Source organism: Streptomyces sp. NPDC090994 (assembly GCF_044768905.1).
Taxonomy (GTDB): Bacteria; Actinomycetota; Actinomycetes; order Streptomycetales; family Streptomycetaceae; genus Streptomyces.
In genome coordinates, this window is the sequence record NZ_JBIVWS010000004.1 from 13,500 (window position 1) to 27,520 (window position 14,021).

Below are 14,021 nucleotides of genomic sequence, written 5' to 3' on the forward strand. Positions count from 1 at the left end.
GCCGCCGCCGCACCGGCCGCCGTCACCCCGGCGCCCATCGCCCCGGGCCCGTCACTCCTGAAGGACCGACAGGTCCTCCTCTGCCGCCGGCACGGACACCGTCCCCCGGTCGTCCGGGAGGGTCTGGGTGGTGAAGGCCGAGACGCCGTCCTCCGTCGCCGTGAGCGTGCGGGCCGCGTACACCGGGCCGCCCGACACCGGCTCGACCGTCAGGGCGTACGTGCCCTTCAGGCCCTCGGGGACCGGGATCTCGACGTTCTGGGTGGTGCCGCCCTTGATGGAGTACGTCTTCGTCGCCTGCGTACCGCCCTCGCTGCCCGCCGACGCCGTGACCTTGACCTTCGCGGCGGCCTTGGGGGCCGTGACGGACAGCGTCGTCCCCTTGGCGCGGTTGTCCACCGCGGTCGCGCGGGTCTCGATCGGGCTCGTGGCGGGGATGAACGCGGTCTCCTGGCCGGAGTTCTTCCCCCGCACCACGCGGGCCGCCGCGACGACGGGTACGGACCGGTCGGTGGGCGTCAGCACCAGCGAGCCGGCCTCGCCCCGGGTCACGTCGGCGAGGTCGACGGCGGTCGTCATGCCCGCCTTCACCCGCACCGTCTCGTACCCGGCGGGGGTGATCAGCCCGGACGGCGAGGCGAGCTTGACCTGGAGATCGGCGTCGGTGTCCCCGGGCGTGAACACCACCAGCCGTACGTCCTCGGCGTCCTCCGGGATGCCCGGCAGGACCAGGCTGCCCGCCGGGTCGGTGGACGCGGCGAGCCAGTCGCCGCCCAGCTTCTCGTGCAGGGCCTGCACGGCGGCGCCGACCCGGCCGCTGCGGACGCCGACGTGCACGGTGAGGTCGGACTCCGCCTCCTCGCTGAGCGTGGAGAGCAGGATCGACTCGGTGGCGTGCGGCTTGACGGTGATGCCCTCCCCCGCCGTCGACTCCACGGCGCCGTCCTTGCCGTACAGCTCGATGTCGACCACGGCGGCCGAGTCGTCCGGGTTGGTCAGGTGCACGTAGTCGGTGCGGCCGGGGTCCGTGCTGGCGCCGGGGAACCAGAACTCCGTGTCCGCCTGGGTGCAGTTGAGGCCGAGGAGTCCGCGTCCGGTGCCGGCGGCGACCTCCGTGGTCTGCTGCACGGTCCAGCCGGGCGCGAACCGGCCCTCCGCCGTGCCGATCAGGGCGGGCTCCTCGCCGCCGTCGACCTCGGTGGTGACCGGCGTGCCGGGCTCCTTCGACTTCAGTACGGCCTTGGCGTCCTGCTCGTCGTCCCGCTCCCCGGCCGCCGTCAGCCGCGCCTCGCCCTCGCTCTCGGTGCCCTCGGTGACGGGCGTGAAGGACGTGTACGTGGTCTCGGCGAGGTCGGAGGTGCTGGGCGCCGGGCACACCAGGCCGGTGCGCTCGACGGGCAGCAGGGCGGCCGACCCGGCCGGGTCGGTGCCGGTGGCCTCCGGGGCGGAGACCACCGCGAACCCGGTGACGGCGGCGAGCGCGGCCGTACCGGCGATGAGGGACAGGGTGGTGCGGTTCACTGCTGACTCCCGTCGGGACGCTCACTGCCCGTGCCGTGACGGTACGGCGCCTCGTGGCCTCCTTGGCCTTGGCCCTGGCCTTGGCCCTGGCCCTGGCCCTGGCCCTGGCCGTAGGTCTGGTCGAAATCCTGCCCGTAGTCCCGGCCGTACCCCTGGCCGTAGGCCTGGTCGTACCCCTGACCGCCGTACCCCTGGTCGTAGGCCTCAGCGCCGCCCTGGCCGCCATAGGCGTACGGGTCGTACTGGCCGCCCTGGTACTCCTCTTGCGGGTACGGGACCTCCTGGTACGCGCCCGCCGGGTACGGCTGCGGCACCTGCTCGTAGGCGTCGGCGGTGCCGGCGGTGTCCGTCGCGTACTGCTCCTGGTGCTGCGGCGTGCCGTAGGCGTCGTACGTGCCGCCGCCCGCGTCCGCCTGCCAGTCGTCGTAGGACTGCTGCCGGGGGACCGCCGCGGGGGTCTCCTCGGCCTCGGGAAGCGGCTGTTCCTCCTCCGCTTCCGACTCGGCCTGTGCGCGCAGCCGCCGGGCCCGGCGGCCCTCGCCGGCCAGGGCCTCCGCCGGGGCGGCCGGCTCGTCGGGCAGGTCGTCGTCGACGTCGCGGCGCCGCCCGGGCAGGGCAAGGACGACGAGGACGACGGCGAGCAGCCCTTGGGCCCACAGCCAGGCGGTGTGGGTGAGCGGCTCGTCGTAGGTGACGTCCAGCTTGCCGCCCGCCGCCGGGAGTTCGAAGCCCTGGGCCCAGCCGTCGACCGTGGTACGGGTCAGCGGCTTGCCGTCCAGGGTGGCGGTCCAGCCGGCGTCGGCGGTGTCGGCGAGGCGCAGGACGCGGCCCTCGGCGCCGGCCTCGATCGTGGTGTGGATCTCGACCGGTCCGGCGGCGACCGGCTCGGGCGTACCGGACCCGGTGACGACGGTGGCCCGCGCGACCTCCTGGTCGACCCGCCACAGGCCGCTGCCGTCCTGCTGGCTGAGCCGGCTCAGGCCGGGGGTGGTGTCCAGGACGCGGGTGACCTCGCGGGGGGCTCCCTTGTGGACGAGGACGTAGCGCACGGCGTAGCCGCCGAGCTGGTCGGCCTGGTCGGCGCCGGAGCCGGCGACGAGGTTGGCGACGACCTTGCCGAGGCCGCTGTCCGAGCCGCCGGCGGCGGCCAGTTCGGCGTCGCCGAGGCGGGCGCCGGAGCCGCGCACCAGGGTGTAGCGCACGTGGGTGGCGGAGTCGCTGTCGAGGACGAGGGTGCGGGCCTGGTCGCGGCCGCCGCTCTCCTCGGCGACGAACGCGGGCACCTGCACGGGGTCGCGCCGCTCCAGCGGGCCGTCGGCACCGCCGATCACCCAGGTCGCGGCGGCGATCAGCGGCCCGACAGCGGAGGCCAGGGCGATCAGCACGGCGACCGGCTGGCGCCAGCCGAAGCTCTGTTCGGCGACCCGCGCGCGTGCCCCGTCCGCGCCGAGGGCGGCGGCGGACAGCAGGGCGATGCCGTAGACGAGGGTGGCCGGGCCGGCCCAGGCGGAGCCGTTGGACAGGACCGCGAAGACGAGGCCGGCCAGGGCGGCCACCCAGGCCGTCCGGATGCCCAACTGCCGCTCGGAGCGCAGCAGTGCGGCCAGCGCGGCCAGCACGATGCCGAGGAGCAGCACCCCGCCGACCGCGCCGGGGCCGCCGGGGCTCGCGCCGAGCAGGTCGAGCGCGGAGGCGGCCGAGGAGCCGTACTCCAGGCCGGCCTCCTGGAAGAAGCCGAACGGGAGCAGCGACAGCGACCAGGGGGCGAGCACCAGCAGCGGGGTGCCGAGCTGGGCGAGGAAGCGGAGACCGTAGGCGGTGATCTCGCCGCGGCGCAGGGCCAGTACGCCGAGGCCGAGGACCAGCGCCACCGGCCACACCACGGGGGTGAAGGCGGTGGTGACGGTCAGCAGCAGCGCGTAGGCCCAGGTGGCCCGCCAGGTGCCGCGGCCGCCCGCGGGGCGGGTCAGGCCGGCCGCCGCGACGCCCGCGCGGGCGATCAGCGGCAGCAGCACGGCGAGGACCGCGGTGCCGATCCGGCCGCCGGCCAGGGCGCCGGTGGCAGCGGGCAGGAAGGCGTAGACGACGGCCGCCCAGGCGCGCAGCAGCCGGGAGGTGACCAGCGGGCGGGAGGCGAAGTACGCGGTGAGGCCGGCCAGCGGGACCGAGCAGACCAGCAGCAGGGTGACGGCGAGTCCGGTGGAGCCCAGCAGTACGGAGGCGAGCAGGGCGACGACGGCCAGGTAGGGCGGTGCGGAGGCGGTGCCGCCGGCGCCGACCGCGTGCCAGGAGTCGGCGTAGCGCGACCAGAGTTCGCCGGCGCCGTCCGGTGCGGGCAGCAGGGCGCCGCCGGCCAGCGCGCCACCGCCCAGCAGGGCGCGGCAGGCGGCCAGCGAGACCAGCAGCAGCACCAGGAAGAGCACCGGGCCCGGCTTGCGGGCGATGCGCTTGAGGCGGGCGAACTGCTCGATCTCCAGGAAGTCGGCGTCGTCGCCGCCGGGTCCGGACTCGACGGCGCCGCCGTGCCGTCCGGCGCCCGAGGCGACCTCGGCGTCGGAGCGGCTGGTGAAGCTGCCCGCGGCCTGTTCGACGGTGGCCCGGATGGTGGCGCCGGGCGGCGGGAACAGGGCGCGCAGCTCGTCCTTGTCGATCTGCGGGCGGCCTCTGACGCGCCGTCCGGCGAGGATCCGTTCGGGGCGCAGCACCACGCTCAGCAGGCCGCTGACCTCGTCGAGGGCCTGTCCGGGCACCTTGCCGACAAGGTAGGCGAGGGTGCGCAGCAGCGTGCCGAGGACGATGCGGAACAGCGTCCAGGGCAGGGCGGCGGTACGGGTGTTGACGAGCAGGGTGTGGACGGCGCCGGCCTTGTCGACCTTGTGCGGTGAGGCGGTGGTGCGCCCCGCGCAGTCGACGGCGCGGCGCTCGCGGGAGGCCGCCTCGGCGTGCCGGACGACCGCCTCGGGGGCGACGAGGACGCGGTGCCCGGCGGCGTGGGCGCGCCAGCACAGGTCGACGTCGTCGCGCATGAGGGGCAGTCGCCGGTCGAAGCCGCCGAGCGCCTCGAAGACGTCGCGGCGCACCAGCATGCCCGCGGTGGACACCGACAGCACGCTGCGGACGTGGTCGTGCTGGCCCTGGTCCTGCTCGCGCCGGTCCAGGCCGGTCCAGCGGCGGCCGGAGTTGGCGATGGAGACGCCGACCTCCAGCAGTTGCCGCCGGTCGTACCAGCCGCGGAGCTTGGGGCCGACGACGGCGACGTCCTCGCGGCCGAGGCCGTACTCGTTGTCCACGACGCGCAGCAGCTGGGCGAGGGCGTCGGGTTCGGGGGCGCAGTCGTCGTGCAGCAGCCACAGCCAGTGCACGGGCTCCCCGTGGGGGAGGTCCGGCAGGTCGTAGGCGTCGTCGCGCCAGGTGCGCGTGACGGGGTCCCAGCCGCTGGGCCGCTTCAGGTACGGCAGGTCGTCCGGGGTGAGGACGGGTGCGGTGCGGGCGGCCTCCTCGACGGCCTGGCCGAAGCCGGTGCGCCGGGCGAGGTGCAGGACCCGGTCGTCGCCGAGCGCCTCGGTGACCAACTCGGCGGACGCGTCGGCGCTTCCGGTGTCGGCGGCGACGGCGTACTGGACGGGCCGTTCCTGGCCGAGCAGGCCGGACAGCGCGTCGGGCAGCCAGCGGGCGCCGTCGTGGGAGACGAGGACCGCGGTCACCACATGACGCGGGAACTCAGGTGAGGCAGCGGTGTCGTGATCTGCTGCCGTGTGGCTGTGCACGGACATCGAGGTACGGGCCCCGGTTCGGTGGACTGCGGTGGACGCCGGTGCCCGGTGGGAAGGGCGGGGCGTCTCGGACGAGCGCCCACACTATCGGCTGGCCATGAGGACGGCCCGCCGCCTGTGGACAACCCACCCGCGACGGGCCGTTCGTCTGCCTATGCCCGGTTGACCCGCGCTGACGGCACCCGTCAGACCGCCGCCTTCTTCAGCCGGCGGCGCTCCCGCTCGGACAGACCGCCCCAGATGCCGAACCGCTCGTCGTTCGCCAGGGCGTATTCGAGGCACTCGGAGCGCACCTCGCAGGCGAGGCAGACCTTCTTGGCCTCCCGGGTGGAGCCGCCCTTCTCGGGGAAGAAGGACTCGGGGTCGGTCTGGGCGCACAGCGCGCGCTCCTGCCAGCCGAGTTCCTCGTCCGCGTCGTCGACCAGCAGTTGCTGCACCAGCTCGGTCATGTGCGCCCCTCGTCTGTCTTCGCGTCCCCGTGATGTGGCCGTTACCGATTCCGGCTGAACGACACGAGTGAAATTACAAGTGTGCTGCTCCGGGCGAGTCAAGCCGAGATCTGCTATTGAGCCCCTTATTCACTCTGCGGAACCAAGGCCGAGCGGAAAGTGTTCAAATCGGCATAAAGCTCGACACACCGACCGGGCACGCAAGGCCGTCACCCCCGTCACAGGGGAGGACGCCCCGGCATGCGGTCCCGTTCCTGCGCACGCGCCGAAGCGGCCTTGATCACATTCGGATCACAGGATCGCAACGGGGGTTGTGCGCCCGGCTTGTGCGCCATGTGTCCCGGAGTCCGGGTGAGCAAACCTTTCATCTTTCAGGTGAACCGGATGAGGTGAACCATGTCCCACATTTCGGGCGTCGAGTTGACAGTGCAGGTGTGAGCCGCTGTCCTTGTGGGCATGCTCGCGAATTCGGCACTCACCTCGACCCGCCCCGCCGGGTCCCACGGTGCTGCCCGCGCTCGCTGTAGCTGTCGCTGTTCCGGCTGTTGAGCCAAGCCCGCTCCGGCCGCCCCGGGTCCACTCGACCCGCCCCGCGTTCTCCCCGCCCCACCAGGGCGCCCTAGTCCTCCCCGCACTTGTCCTCCCCGCACTCTTCCGCCGAGGAACCACCCCACCCATGAACAGCGACAGCGACCTGCAGATCGCCGGCGACATCCTCGAAGTACCGCACCTCCTGCAAGCACCGCGCGAGCACCCGGAAACGGTGGCCGAGTTCGCCGGCCTGGCCCGCTCCCTCGCCGCGGACCGCGCCCAGTGGGAGCACCTCGTCCGCTACGACGCCCTCTCCCGCTGGTACCACCGGCTGCGCACCGGCCCCGGCTACGAGGTGTGGCTGCTGTCCTGGGTACCCGGCCAGGGCAGCGGCCGGCACGACCACGGCCCGTCCTCCGGGGTGCTGACCGTCCTGGACGGCACGCTCACCGAGCACAGCCGGCGCGGCACGCGCGCGTTGCGGCCGGGCGCGCAGCGGGTGTTCGCGCCGGGCTACGTGCACGAGGTGGTCAACGAGACCCTGGAGCCGGCGGTCAGTCTGCACGTCTACCACCCGGGCCTGACCGGCATGACGATGCACTCGGCGTACTCGGCGCGCTGCACGCCCGCCCCGGCGACCGCCTGACGCACTGTCGTACCCGCCTGCCAGACTGGGCGCATGCGCATTGTGGTTCTGGCAGGCGGCATCGGTGGTGCCCGGTTCCTGCGCGGTCTGAAGCGGGCCGCGCCGGACGCGGAGATCACGGTCATCGGCAACACCGGCGACGACATCCACCTCTTCGGGCTGAAGGTCTGCCCGGACCTCGACACGGTGATGTACACGCTCGGCGGCGGCATCAACGAGGAGCAGGGCTGGGGACGGACCGACGAGACCTTCCACGTCAAGGAGGAACTCGCGGCCTACGGCGTCGGCCCCGAGTGGTTCGGCCTGGGCGACCGCGACTTCGCCACCCACATCGTCCGCACGCAGATGATCTCCGCCGGTTATCCGCTCAGCGCGGTGACCGAGGCGCTCTGCGACCGCTGGCAGCCCGGCGTGCGCCTGCTCCCGATGACCGACGACCGCGTGGAGACGCACGTCGCCGTCGAACTGGACGGCGAGCGCAAGGCGATCCACTTCCAGGAGTACTGGGTACGGCTGCGGGCCTCGGTCCCCGCCGAGGCGGTCGTCCCGGTCGGTGCCGAGCAGTCCAAGCCGGCCCCCGGCGTCCTCGAAGCGATCGCCGACGCCGACGTCATCCTCTTCCCGCCCTCCAACCCGGTCGTCTCCGTCGGCACGATCCTCGCCGTGCCCGGCATCCGGGAGGCGATCGCCGAGGCGGGCGTGCCGGTGGTCGGCCTGTCCCCCATCGTCGGGGACGCGCCCGTGCGCGGCATGGCCGACAAGGTCCTCGCCGCCGTCGGCGTCGAGTCCACCGCCGCCGCGGTCGCCGAGCACTACGGCTCCGGCCTCCTCGACGGCTGGCTGGTCGACACCGTGGACGCCGGCTCGGTCACGCGCGTGAAGGCCGCCGGCATCCTCTGCAAGGCCGTCCCGCTGATGATGACCGACGTCGACGCCGCCGCGCGGATGGCGCGGGAGGCGCTGGAGCTGGCCGAGGAGGTGCGGGCGGCTTGAGCGACGGGAACGGGTACCGGGTCTGGGCCGTGCCCGGACTGCCGGAGGTGCGGCGGGGCGACGACCTGGCCGAGCTGATCGCCGCCGCCGAGCCGGGGCTGGCCGACGGGGACGTGCTCCTCGTCACCTCCAAGATCGTCTCCAAGGCCGAGGGCCGCGTGCTGAAGGCCGCCGACCGGGAGGCGGCCATCGACGCGGAGACGGTACGGGTGGTCGCCCGGCGCGGCACGCTGCGCATCGTCGAGAACCGCCAGGGACTGGTCATGGCCGCGGCGGGCGTCGACGCGTCGAACACCCCCGCCGGCACCGTCCTGCTCCTCCCCGAGGACCCCGACGCCTCCGCCCGCGCCCTCCGCGACGGGCTGCGCGACGCCCTCGGCGTCCGGGTCGGCGTCATCGTCACCGACACCTCCGGCCGCCCCTGGCGCTCGGGCCTGACCGACGTGGCGATCGGCGCGGCCGGCGTCCGCGTCCTCGACGACCTGCGCGGCGGCACGGACACCCACGGCAACCCCCTCGCCGCCACCGTCGTCGCCACCGCCGACGAGCTGGCCGCCGCGGGCGACCTGGTCAAGGGCAAGGTCACCGGGCTGCCGGTCGCGGTGGTCCGCGGCCTGCCGCACACCCTGACCGAGGACGACGGCGAGGGCGCCCGCGCCCTGGTCCGCGGCGCCCGCGACGACATGTTCCGCCTGGGCACCTCCGAAGCCGTGCGGCAGGCGGTCACCCAGCGCCGTACCGTACGGGCGTTCACGGACGCTCCCGTCGACCCCGGCGCGGTCCGCCGCGCGGTGGCCGCGGCGGTCACGGCACCGGCCCCGCACCACACCACGCCCTGGCGCTTCGTCCTCCTGGAGTCACCGGAGTCCCGCACCCGCCTGCTGGACGCGATGCGGGACGCCTGGATCGCGGACCTGCGCCGCGACGGCAGGACCGAGGAGTCCATCGCCCAGCGGGTCCGCCGCGGCGACGTCCTGCGGAACGCGCCGTACCTCGTCGTCCCCTGCCTGGTCATGGACGGCTCGCACACCTACGGGGACGCGCGGCGGGACGGGGCGGAGCGGGAGATGTTCGTGGTCGCGACCGGCGCGGGCGTGCAGAACCTGCTGGTCGCCCTGGCCGGCGAGCGGCTCGGCTCCGCGTGGGTGTCCTCGACGATGTTCTGCCGGGAGGTCGTCCGGGAGGTCCTGGACCTGCCGGCCGGCTGGGACCCGATGGGAGCCGTCGCGGTCGGCCACCCGGCGGAGGAACCCCGCCCGCGGCCGGAGCGCGACCCCGGGGCCTTCATCGAGGTGCGCTGACCGGATCGCCCGGCGAGCGCCTACCCTCGTAGGGAACTCTCACCATCCCCAGGGACACCATTCGTGGCCGGACGCTTCGCTCCCCGACCCGCGCGTACGTCGATGTCGTACGGCGGGCAGGGCGCCGTACCCGGCGGGAGCGTGCCGCGCCAGGCCCCGGCACCGGCGAAGGTCCGCGTCTGGGTCCCGGACGGGCCGCTCGACGTCGGCCTGGTCCTCGGCCCGCTGCGGCGCGGCCCCGGGGACCCCACCTTCCGGGCGACGCCGGACGGGTCGGTGTGGCGGGCCAGCCTGACGCCTGCCGGGCCCGGCACACTGCGGGTCTCCGCCCGGGGCGGTGAGGTACGGGGTGAGGCGTGGGGTCCGGGCGCGGAGTGGCTGCTGGACCGGCTGCCGGGGTTGCTGGGCGCCGACGACGATCCGGCCGCGTTCGTGCCGAGGCACCGGCTGCTGGCGGTGACCCGGCACCGGCGGCCGGGGCTGCGGCTGGGCCGGACCGGGCTGGTGCTGGAGTCGCTGATCCCGTCGGTGCTGGAGCAGAAGGTCACGGCGGTGGAGGCGTACCGGGCGTGGCGGCTGCTGGTACGGGCGTTCGGTGCACCGGCGCCGGGGCCGGCGCCCGGCGGCCTGTGCGTGATGCCGGCGCCGCGGACGTGGGCGCTGATCCCGTCCTGGGAGTGGCACAAGGCCGGGGTCGACGACAAGCGGGCGTCCACCGTCCTGCGGGCCGTACGGGTCGCCGCGCGGCTGGAGGAGGCGGCCGGGATGGAGCCGGCGGCGGCACAGGCGCGGCTGGAGGTCGTGCCGGGGGTGGGGCCGTGGACCTCGGCGGAGGTGGTGCAGCGCAGTCACGGGGCGCCGGACGCGGTGACGGTCGGGGACCTGCACCTGCCGGGGATCGTGGGGTTCGCGCTGGCCGGGGACCGGGACGCGGACGACGAGGAGATGCTGCGGCTGCTGGAGCCGTATGCCGGGCAGCGGCATCGGGCGGCGCGGTTGATCCTGCTGAGCGGGCGGGTGCCGGAGCGGCGGGGGCCGCGGATGGCTCCGCGGGGTTATGCGGGGTTCTGACGGGTGCCGTACGGCGTGTGCGGCGTCGCGGCCGAGGCGGGGTGGGTGGCGCAACCCGGCGCTGACCGGTTGCCGCCGCGCCCACCCTCCCCCACTCTCGCCTTCGCTCGAGCGGGGTGACCCCCATCGCCCCTGGGGGTACCTCCCAGGCCGTTCAGGCACTGGGGGAGGCACGACTGCCCGCGGTTGGACGGGGTACGGACCCGCACCCGCGTACGGCGGGAAGGGGACGGGGTGGGGGGTGTCCGCCCGCAGCGGTTGGCGCGTCGACCCGGGTAAGTCCCGTAGGAGACCGATTCCGCGCCGCTCCGAGGACGGACACCCCCCACCCCGGCCCCGACCCACCCGCACACCACTGTGCGCTACCCGCACCCCCACCGAACCCGCAGATGCGCCGCAGGCACCCCCTACTGATCGGACGAGAACCGCACCGCCCCCGCCGGAATCCGCGCGTCGCACCACACCCGGACGCCCTCCCTCAACTCGTTGTCCGCGCCGATCACCGCCCCGTCCCCGATCACCGTCCCGGTGACCACCGACCGTCTCCCGACCCGCGCCCCGTTGCCGACCAGCGAGTCCGTGACGACCGCGCCCGGCTCGATCACCGCGCCCGGCAGGATCGTGCTGCCGAATATCCGCGTCCCCTCCGCGACGAACGCCCCCTCGCCCACCACCGTCCCGCCCGACAGCTTGGCGTCCGGCGCCACCCGCGCCGTCGGCAGGACGAGCCGGTCGCCGCAGCGGCCCGGTACGGCCGGGGACGGGGCGCGGCCCAGGACCAGGTCGGCGGACCCCCGTACGAACGCGGCCGGGGTGCCGAGGTCCAGCCAGTACGTGGAGTCGACCATCCCCTGCAGATGCGCCCCCGTCGCCAGCAGCTCCGGGAACGTCTCCCGTTCCACCGACACCGGCCGCCCCACCGGGATCGTGTCGATGACCGAACGGCGGAAGACGTACGCCCCCGCGTTGATCTGGTCGGTGACGATCTCCTCCGGCGTCTGCGGCTTCTCCAGGAAGGCCAGCACCCGGCCCGCCCCGTCCGTCGGCACCAGCCCGTACGCCCGGGGGTCCGTCACCCTCGTCAGGTGCAGGGAGACGTCCGCGCCCGTCGCCTCGTGGGTGTCCACCAGCGCCCTGATGTCCAGCCCCGTCAGGATGTCGCCGTTGAAGATCAGCACCGGCTCGTCCGGCCCCGACCGCAGCCGCGAGGCCACGTTGCGGATCGCCCCGCCCGTGCCGAGCGGCTCCTTCTCCGTCACGTACTCGATGTGCAGCCCGAGTGACGAGCCATCCCCGAAGTACGGCTCGAACACCTCCGCCAGATAGCTCGTCGCGAGCACGATGTGCTCGACCCCCGCCGCCTTCGCCCGCGCCAACTGGTGCGTGAGGAACGGCACCCCCGCTGCCCTGACCATCGGCTTCGGCGTGTGCACCGTGAGCGGGCGCAGCCGTGTGCCCTTGCCGCCGACCAGGAGGATCGCTTCTGTCACCTGTCGTCTCTGCTTCCTGCCGGGACCGGCCGAACTGTCTTTCGGCCGGCCAGTGTATGCAGACCGGTGAATCCGTCCGTGCCCCGCCGCTCAACGGCCCTGGTACTTGGCCGCGGTCGAGCGGGCCGTGCCGAGTTTCTTGTACAGCTGCGCACCCGGACAGCTCGTGTTGAAGCCGTCCCGGTGACCGGAGATCACACTGAGTCGTACGTTCTTGCCTTTTCGGTAGAGATTGCCACCACCGGACTTCAGGTATGTCTTGCCGCGGGGATTCATGCCGTACAGGCCGAGCTTCCACGCGCTCAGGCGGGCCACCCCCCGGACCGCCGCTGCGGAGGGCTTCTTCGTGCTGTACGTGCCGAGTACGGCGATCCCCATGCTGTCGGAGTTGAAGCCGAGGGTGTGCGCGCCGAGGACCGGCTTCGCCACGCCGCCCGCCCGGCCCTCGTAGATCTTCCCGCACTTGTCGATGAGGAAGTTGTAGCCGATGTCCCGCCAGCCCATGCTCTTGACGTGGTAGCGGTAGATACTGCGGATGACCGACGGGGCCTGCGCGCAGGTGTAGTTGTTGCCGGTGGCCGAGTGGTGCACGAAGGCCGCCTTGACCTTCTTCGTGTACTTGAACCCCTTCTCCCGCAGCCCCTCGTCCGCGCCCCACCCGCGCCGCGTCACGATCGCGGGGCGCGGGCCGACATAGGGTTTGGCCTTCGCGGGCGCGGCCTGGTCGGCGGCGAGCGGGCTGTACTCCGACGTGCCCCCGTCCTCTTCTCCGCCGGGGTCGACGAGTTCGAGGCGCAGGCCCTCCGGGAACGCGAACTCCCAGTCGTCGTCCGCCCGTACCCGCAGTTCCACCCCGTCCGACGCGCCGACCCACAGCGGCGCGGTGGCGCCCCGCACCCGGTCCGAGGCGCGCTCGGGGGTGCCCGGGTCGGCGCCGTGGTCGGCGTTGTGGGTGGCCAGGTCCTGCCAGCCGGACCAGGCGCCGGTGGCGGCGTCGCGGACGCGGACCCGGACGCTGCCGTGCAGTTCGCGGTCGGGGTCGTCCCAGACGACGCCGACCAGCGAGAAGGGCCGTACGTCACGGCGGGGCACGCCCTGTTCGACGGTGGCGCCCGAGGGACCGGCCGGGTCGGCGGAGCGGTCCTGGGCCAGGGCTCTCAGCGGCAGCGACTGCGTGCTGCCGGACACGGACGCCTCGGCGCGCGCCGCCCGCGCGGCGGCCGAGGCGGAGGCGGGAGCGGGCGTGCCCGCCGCGGCGGGCGGGACGAGCGGGAGGGCGAGGGCCGCCGCGCAGGTGACGCCGATCGAGGAAGCGAGGAATCCATGCATGCCCCTGATCCTGGACATAGTTGTACAAATCTGTCTATTCGAAACTTCCCGGAACTTGTCCGCCGCGAGGGCACGTTCGCCCGGACCGGTGGCGCGCGGAGCCTCCCCCACCCCCCGCCCCCGCGTACGCTTGCGCGGGTGAACGCGACCGACCGCACCCCTGCCGACCTGCTGAGTTCCGCGCTCGCCGCGGACCCGGGACGCCCCCTGGTGACCTTCTACGACGACGCCACGGGCGAACGTGTCGAACTGTCCGTCGCCACCTTCGCCAATTGGGTGGCCAAGACCGCCAACCTGCTCCAGGACGAACTGTCGGCCGAGCCCGGCGACCGGGTCGCGCTGCTGCTGCCCGCGCACTGGCAGACGGCCGTGTGGCTGCTGGCGTGCGCGTCGGTCGGCGTGGTCGCCGACATGGCCGGCGACCCGGCCGCGGCGGACGTCGTCGTCAGCGGCCCTGACGCCGGGTCACTGGCGGCGGCCCGCGCGTGCCCGGGGGCGCGGATCGCGCTCGCCCTGCGGCCGCTGGGCGGACGGTTCCCCGAGCCGCCGGAGGGCTTCGCCGACTACGCGGTGGAGGTGCCAGGACAGGGCGACCGGTTCGTGCCGTACGCGCCGGTGGACCCCGAGGAGCCCGCGCTGATCGTCGCGGGACGGGAGTTCAGCGGCGCGGAGGTGGTGGAGCGGGCCCGCGCGGAGGCGACGGGACTGGGGCTGACGGGACCGGGGGCGCGCATCCTGTCCGGGCTGCCGTACGACACCTGGGAGGGGCTGAACGCCGGGCTGTACGGGCCGCTCGCCACAGGCGGCTCCGTGGTGCTGTGCCGCAACCTGGACCGGCTGGCCGCCGACGCCCTCGACCAGCGCATCGAGACCGAGCGGGTCACGGCCACGGCCCGCTGAACCCGGCCGGTCCCCCG

10 protein-coding genes are annotated in these 14,021 nt (G+C 74.3%); 5 read left to right on the top strand and 5 right to left on the bottom strand.

Annotated features, from left to right (window positions below; all coding sequences use genetic code 11):
• Nucleotides 1-51: 51 nt before the first annotated feature.
• The 3 genes from ACIQR3_RS10250 to ACIQR3_RS10260 all read right to left on the bottom strand — a co-directional run bounded on the left by ACIQR3_RS10250 (nt 52) and on the right by ACIQR3_RS10260 (nt 5,743).
• Nucleotides 52-1,521, bottom strand: a complete 1,470-nt coding sequence (locus ACIQR3_RS10250) for a DUF5719 family protein (protein WP_403536833.1) — start codon at nt 1,519-1,521, stop codon at nt 52-54.
• Complete coding sequence (locus ACIQR3_RS10255) at nt 1,518-5,294, bottom strand: glycosyltransferase (protein ID WP_403536836.1); 3,777 nt, start codon at nt 5,292-5,294, stop codon at nt 1,518-1,520. Before ACIQR3_RS10255 ends, ACIQR3_RS10250 begins: the two co-directional genes overlap by 4 nt.
• Before the next feature lie 185 nt (nt 5,295-5,479).
• Nucleotides 5,480-5,743, bottom strand: coding sequence for a WhiB family transcriptional regulator (locus ACIQR3_RS10260; protein ID WP_003975777.1), 264 nt, complete (start codon nt 5,741-5,743; stop codon nt 5,480-5,482).
• Nucleotides 5,744-6,419: 676 nt separating this feature from the next.
• Here ACIQR3_RS10260 and ACIQR3_RS10265 point away from each other — a divergent pair.
• The 4 genes from ACIQR3_RS10265 to ACIQR3_RS10280 all read left to right on the top strand — a co-directional run bounded on the left by ACIQR3_RS10265 (nt 6,420) and on the right by ACIQR3_RS10280 (nt 10,285).
• Nucleotides 6,420-6,920 carry a cysteine dioxygenase gene (locus ACIQR3_RS10265; RefSeq protein ID WP_403536839.1) on the top strand — a complete coding sequence of 167 codons (501 nt, stop codon included), beginning with the start codon at nt 6,420-6,422 and terminating at the stop codon, nt 6,918-6,920.
• Between the two features lie 33 nt (nt 6,921-6,953).
• Nucleotides 6,954-7,913: a 2-phospho-L-lactate transferase gene (gene cofD / locus ACIQR3_RS10270; RefSeq protein WP_403536842.1), complete on the top strand. Its 960-nt coding sequence runs from the start codon at nt 6,954-6,956 to the stop codon at nt 7,911-7,913.
• Entirely contained in the window at nt 7,910-9,214 is a 1,305-nt protein-coding gene (locus ACIQR3_RS10275; RefSeq protein WP_403536845.1) for a coenzyme F420-0:L-glutamate ligase, read from the top strand. Before cofD ends, ACIQR3_RS10275 begins: the two co-directional genes overlap by 4 nt.
• A 63-nt stretch (nt 9,215-9,277) precedes the next feature.
• Nucleotides 9,278-10,285: a DNA-3-methyladenine glycosylase family protein gene (locus ACIQR3_RS10280; RefSeq protein ID WP_403536848.1), complete on the top strand. Its 1,008-nt coding sequence runs from the start codon at nt 9,278-9,280 to the stop codon at nt 10,283-10,285.
• Nucleotides 10,286-10,692: 407 nt separating this feature from the next.
• Here ACIQR3_RS10280 and ACIQR3_RS10285 read toward each other — a convergent pair whose 3' ends face one another.
• Entirely contained in the window at nt 10,693-11,775 is a 1,083-nt protein-coding gene (locus tag ACIQR3_RS10285) for a sugar phosphate nucleotidyltransferase (RefSeq protein WP_403536851.1), read from the bottom strand.
• A 90-nt stretch (nt 11,776-11,865) separates the two neighbouring features.
• Nucleotides 11,866-13,104, bottom strand: a complete 1,239-nt coding sequence (locus tag ACIQR3_RS10290) for a peptidoglycan recognition protein (protein ID WP_403536854.1) — start codon at nt 13,102-13,104, stop codon at nt 11,866-11,868.
• Nucleotides 13,105-13,242: 138 nt separating this feature from the next.
• On the opposite strand from ACIQR3_RS10290, the gene ACIQR3_RS10295 reads away from it, so the two are divergent.
• Complete coding sequence (locus tag ACIQR3_RS10295) at nt 13,243-14,004, top strand: TIGR03089 family protein (RefSeq protein ID WP_403536856.1); 762 nt, start codon at nt 13,243-13,245, stop codon at nt 14,002-14,004.
• Nucleotides 14,005-14,021 lie beyond the last annotated feature (17 nt).

What these genes read in the sequence shown, in the direction of transcription:
- cofD (WP_403536842.1), top strand. Translation starts at nt 6,954, where the DNA reads ATGCGCATTGTGGTTCTGGCAGGCGGCATCGGTGGTGCCCGGTTCCTG.
- ACIQR3_RS10290 (WP_403536854.1), bottom strand. Translation starts at nt 13,104, where the DNA reads ATGCATGGATTCCTCGCTTCCTCGATCGGCGTCACCTGCGCGGCGGCC.
- ACIQR3_RS10265 (WP_403536839.1), top strand. Translation starts at nt 6,420, where the DNA reads ATGAACAGCGACAGCGACCTGCAGATCGCCGGCGACATCCTCGAAGTA.
- ACIQR3_RS10255 (WP_403536836.1), bottom strand. Translation starts at nt 5,294, where the DNA reads ATGTCCGTGCACAGCCACACGGCAGCAGATCACGACACCGCTGCCTCA.
- ACIQR3_RS10260 (WP_003975777.1), bottom strand. Translation starts at nt 5,743, where the DNA reads ATGACCGAGCTGGTGCAGCAACTGCTGGTCGACGACGCGGACGAGGAA.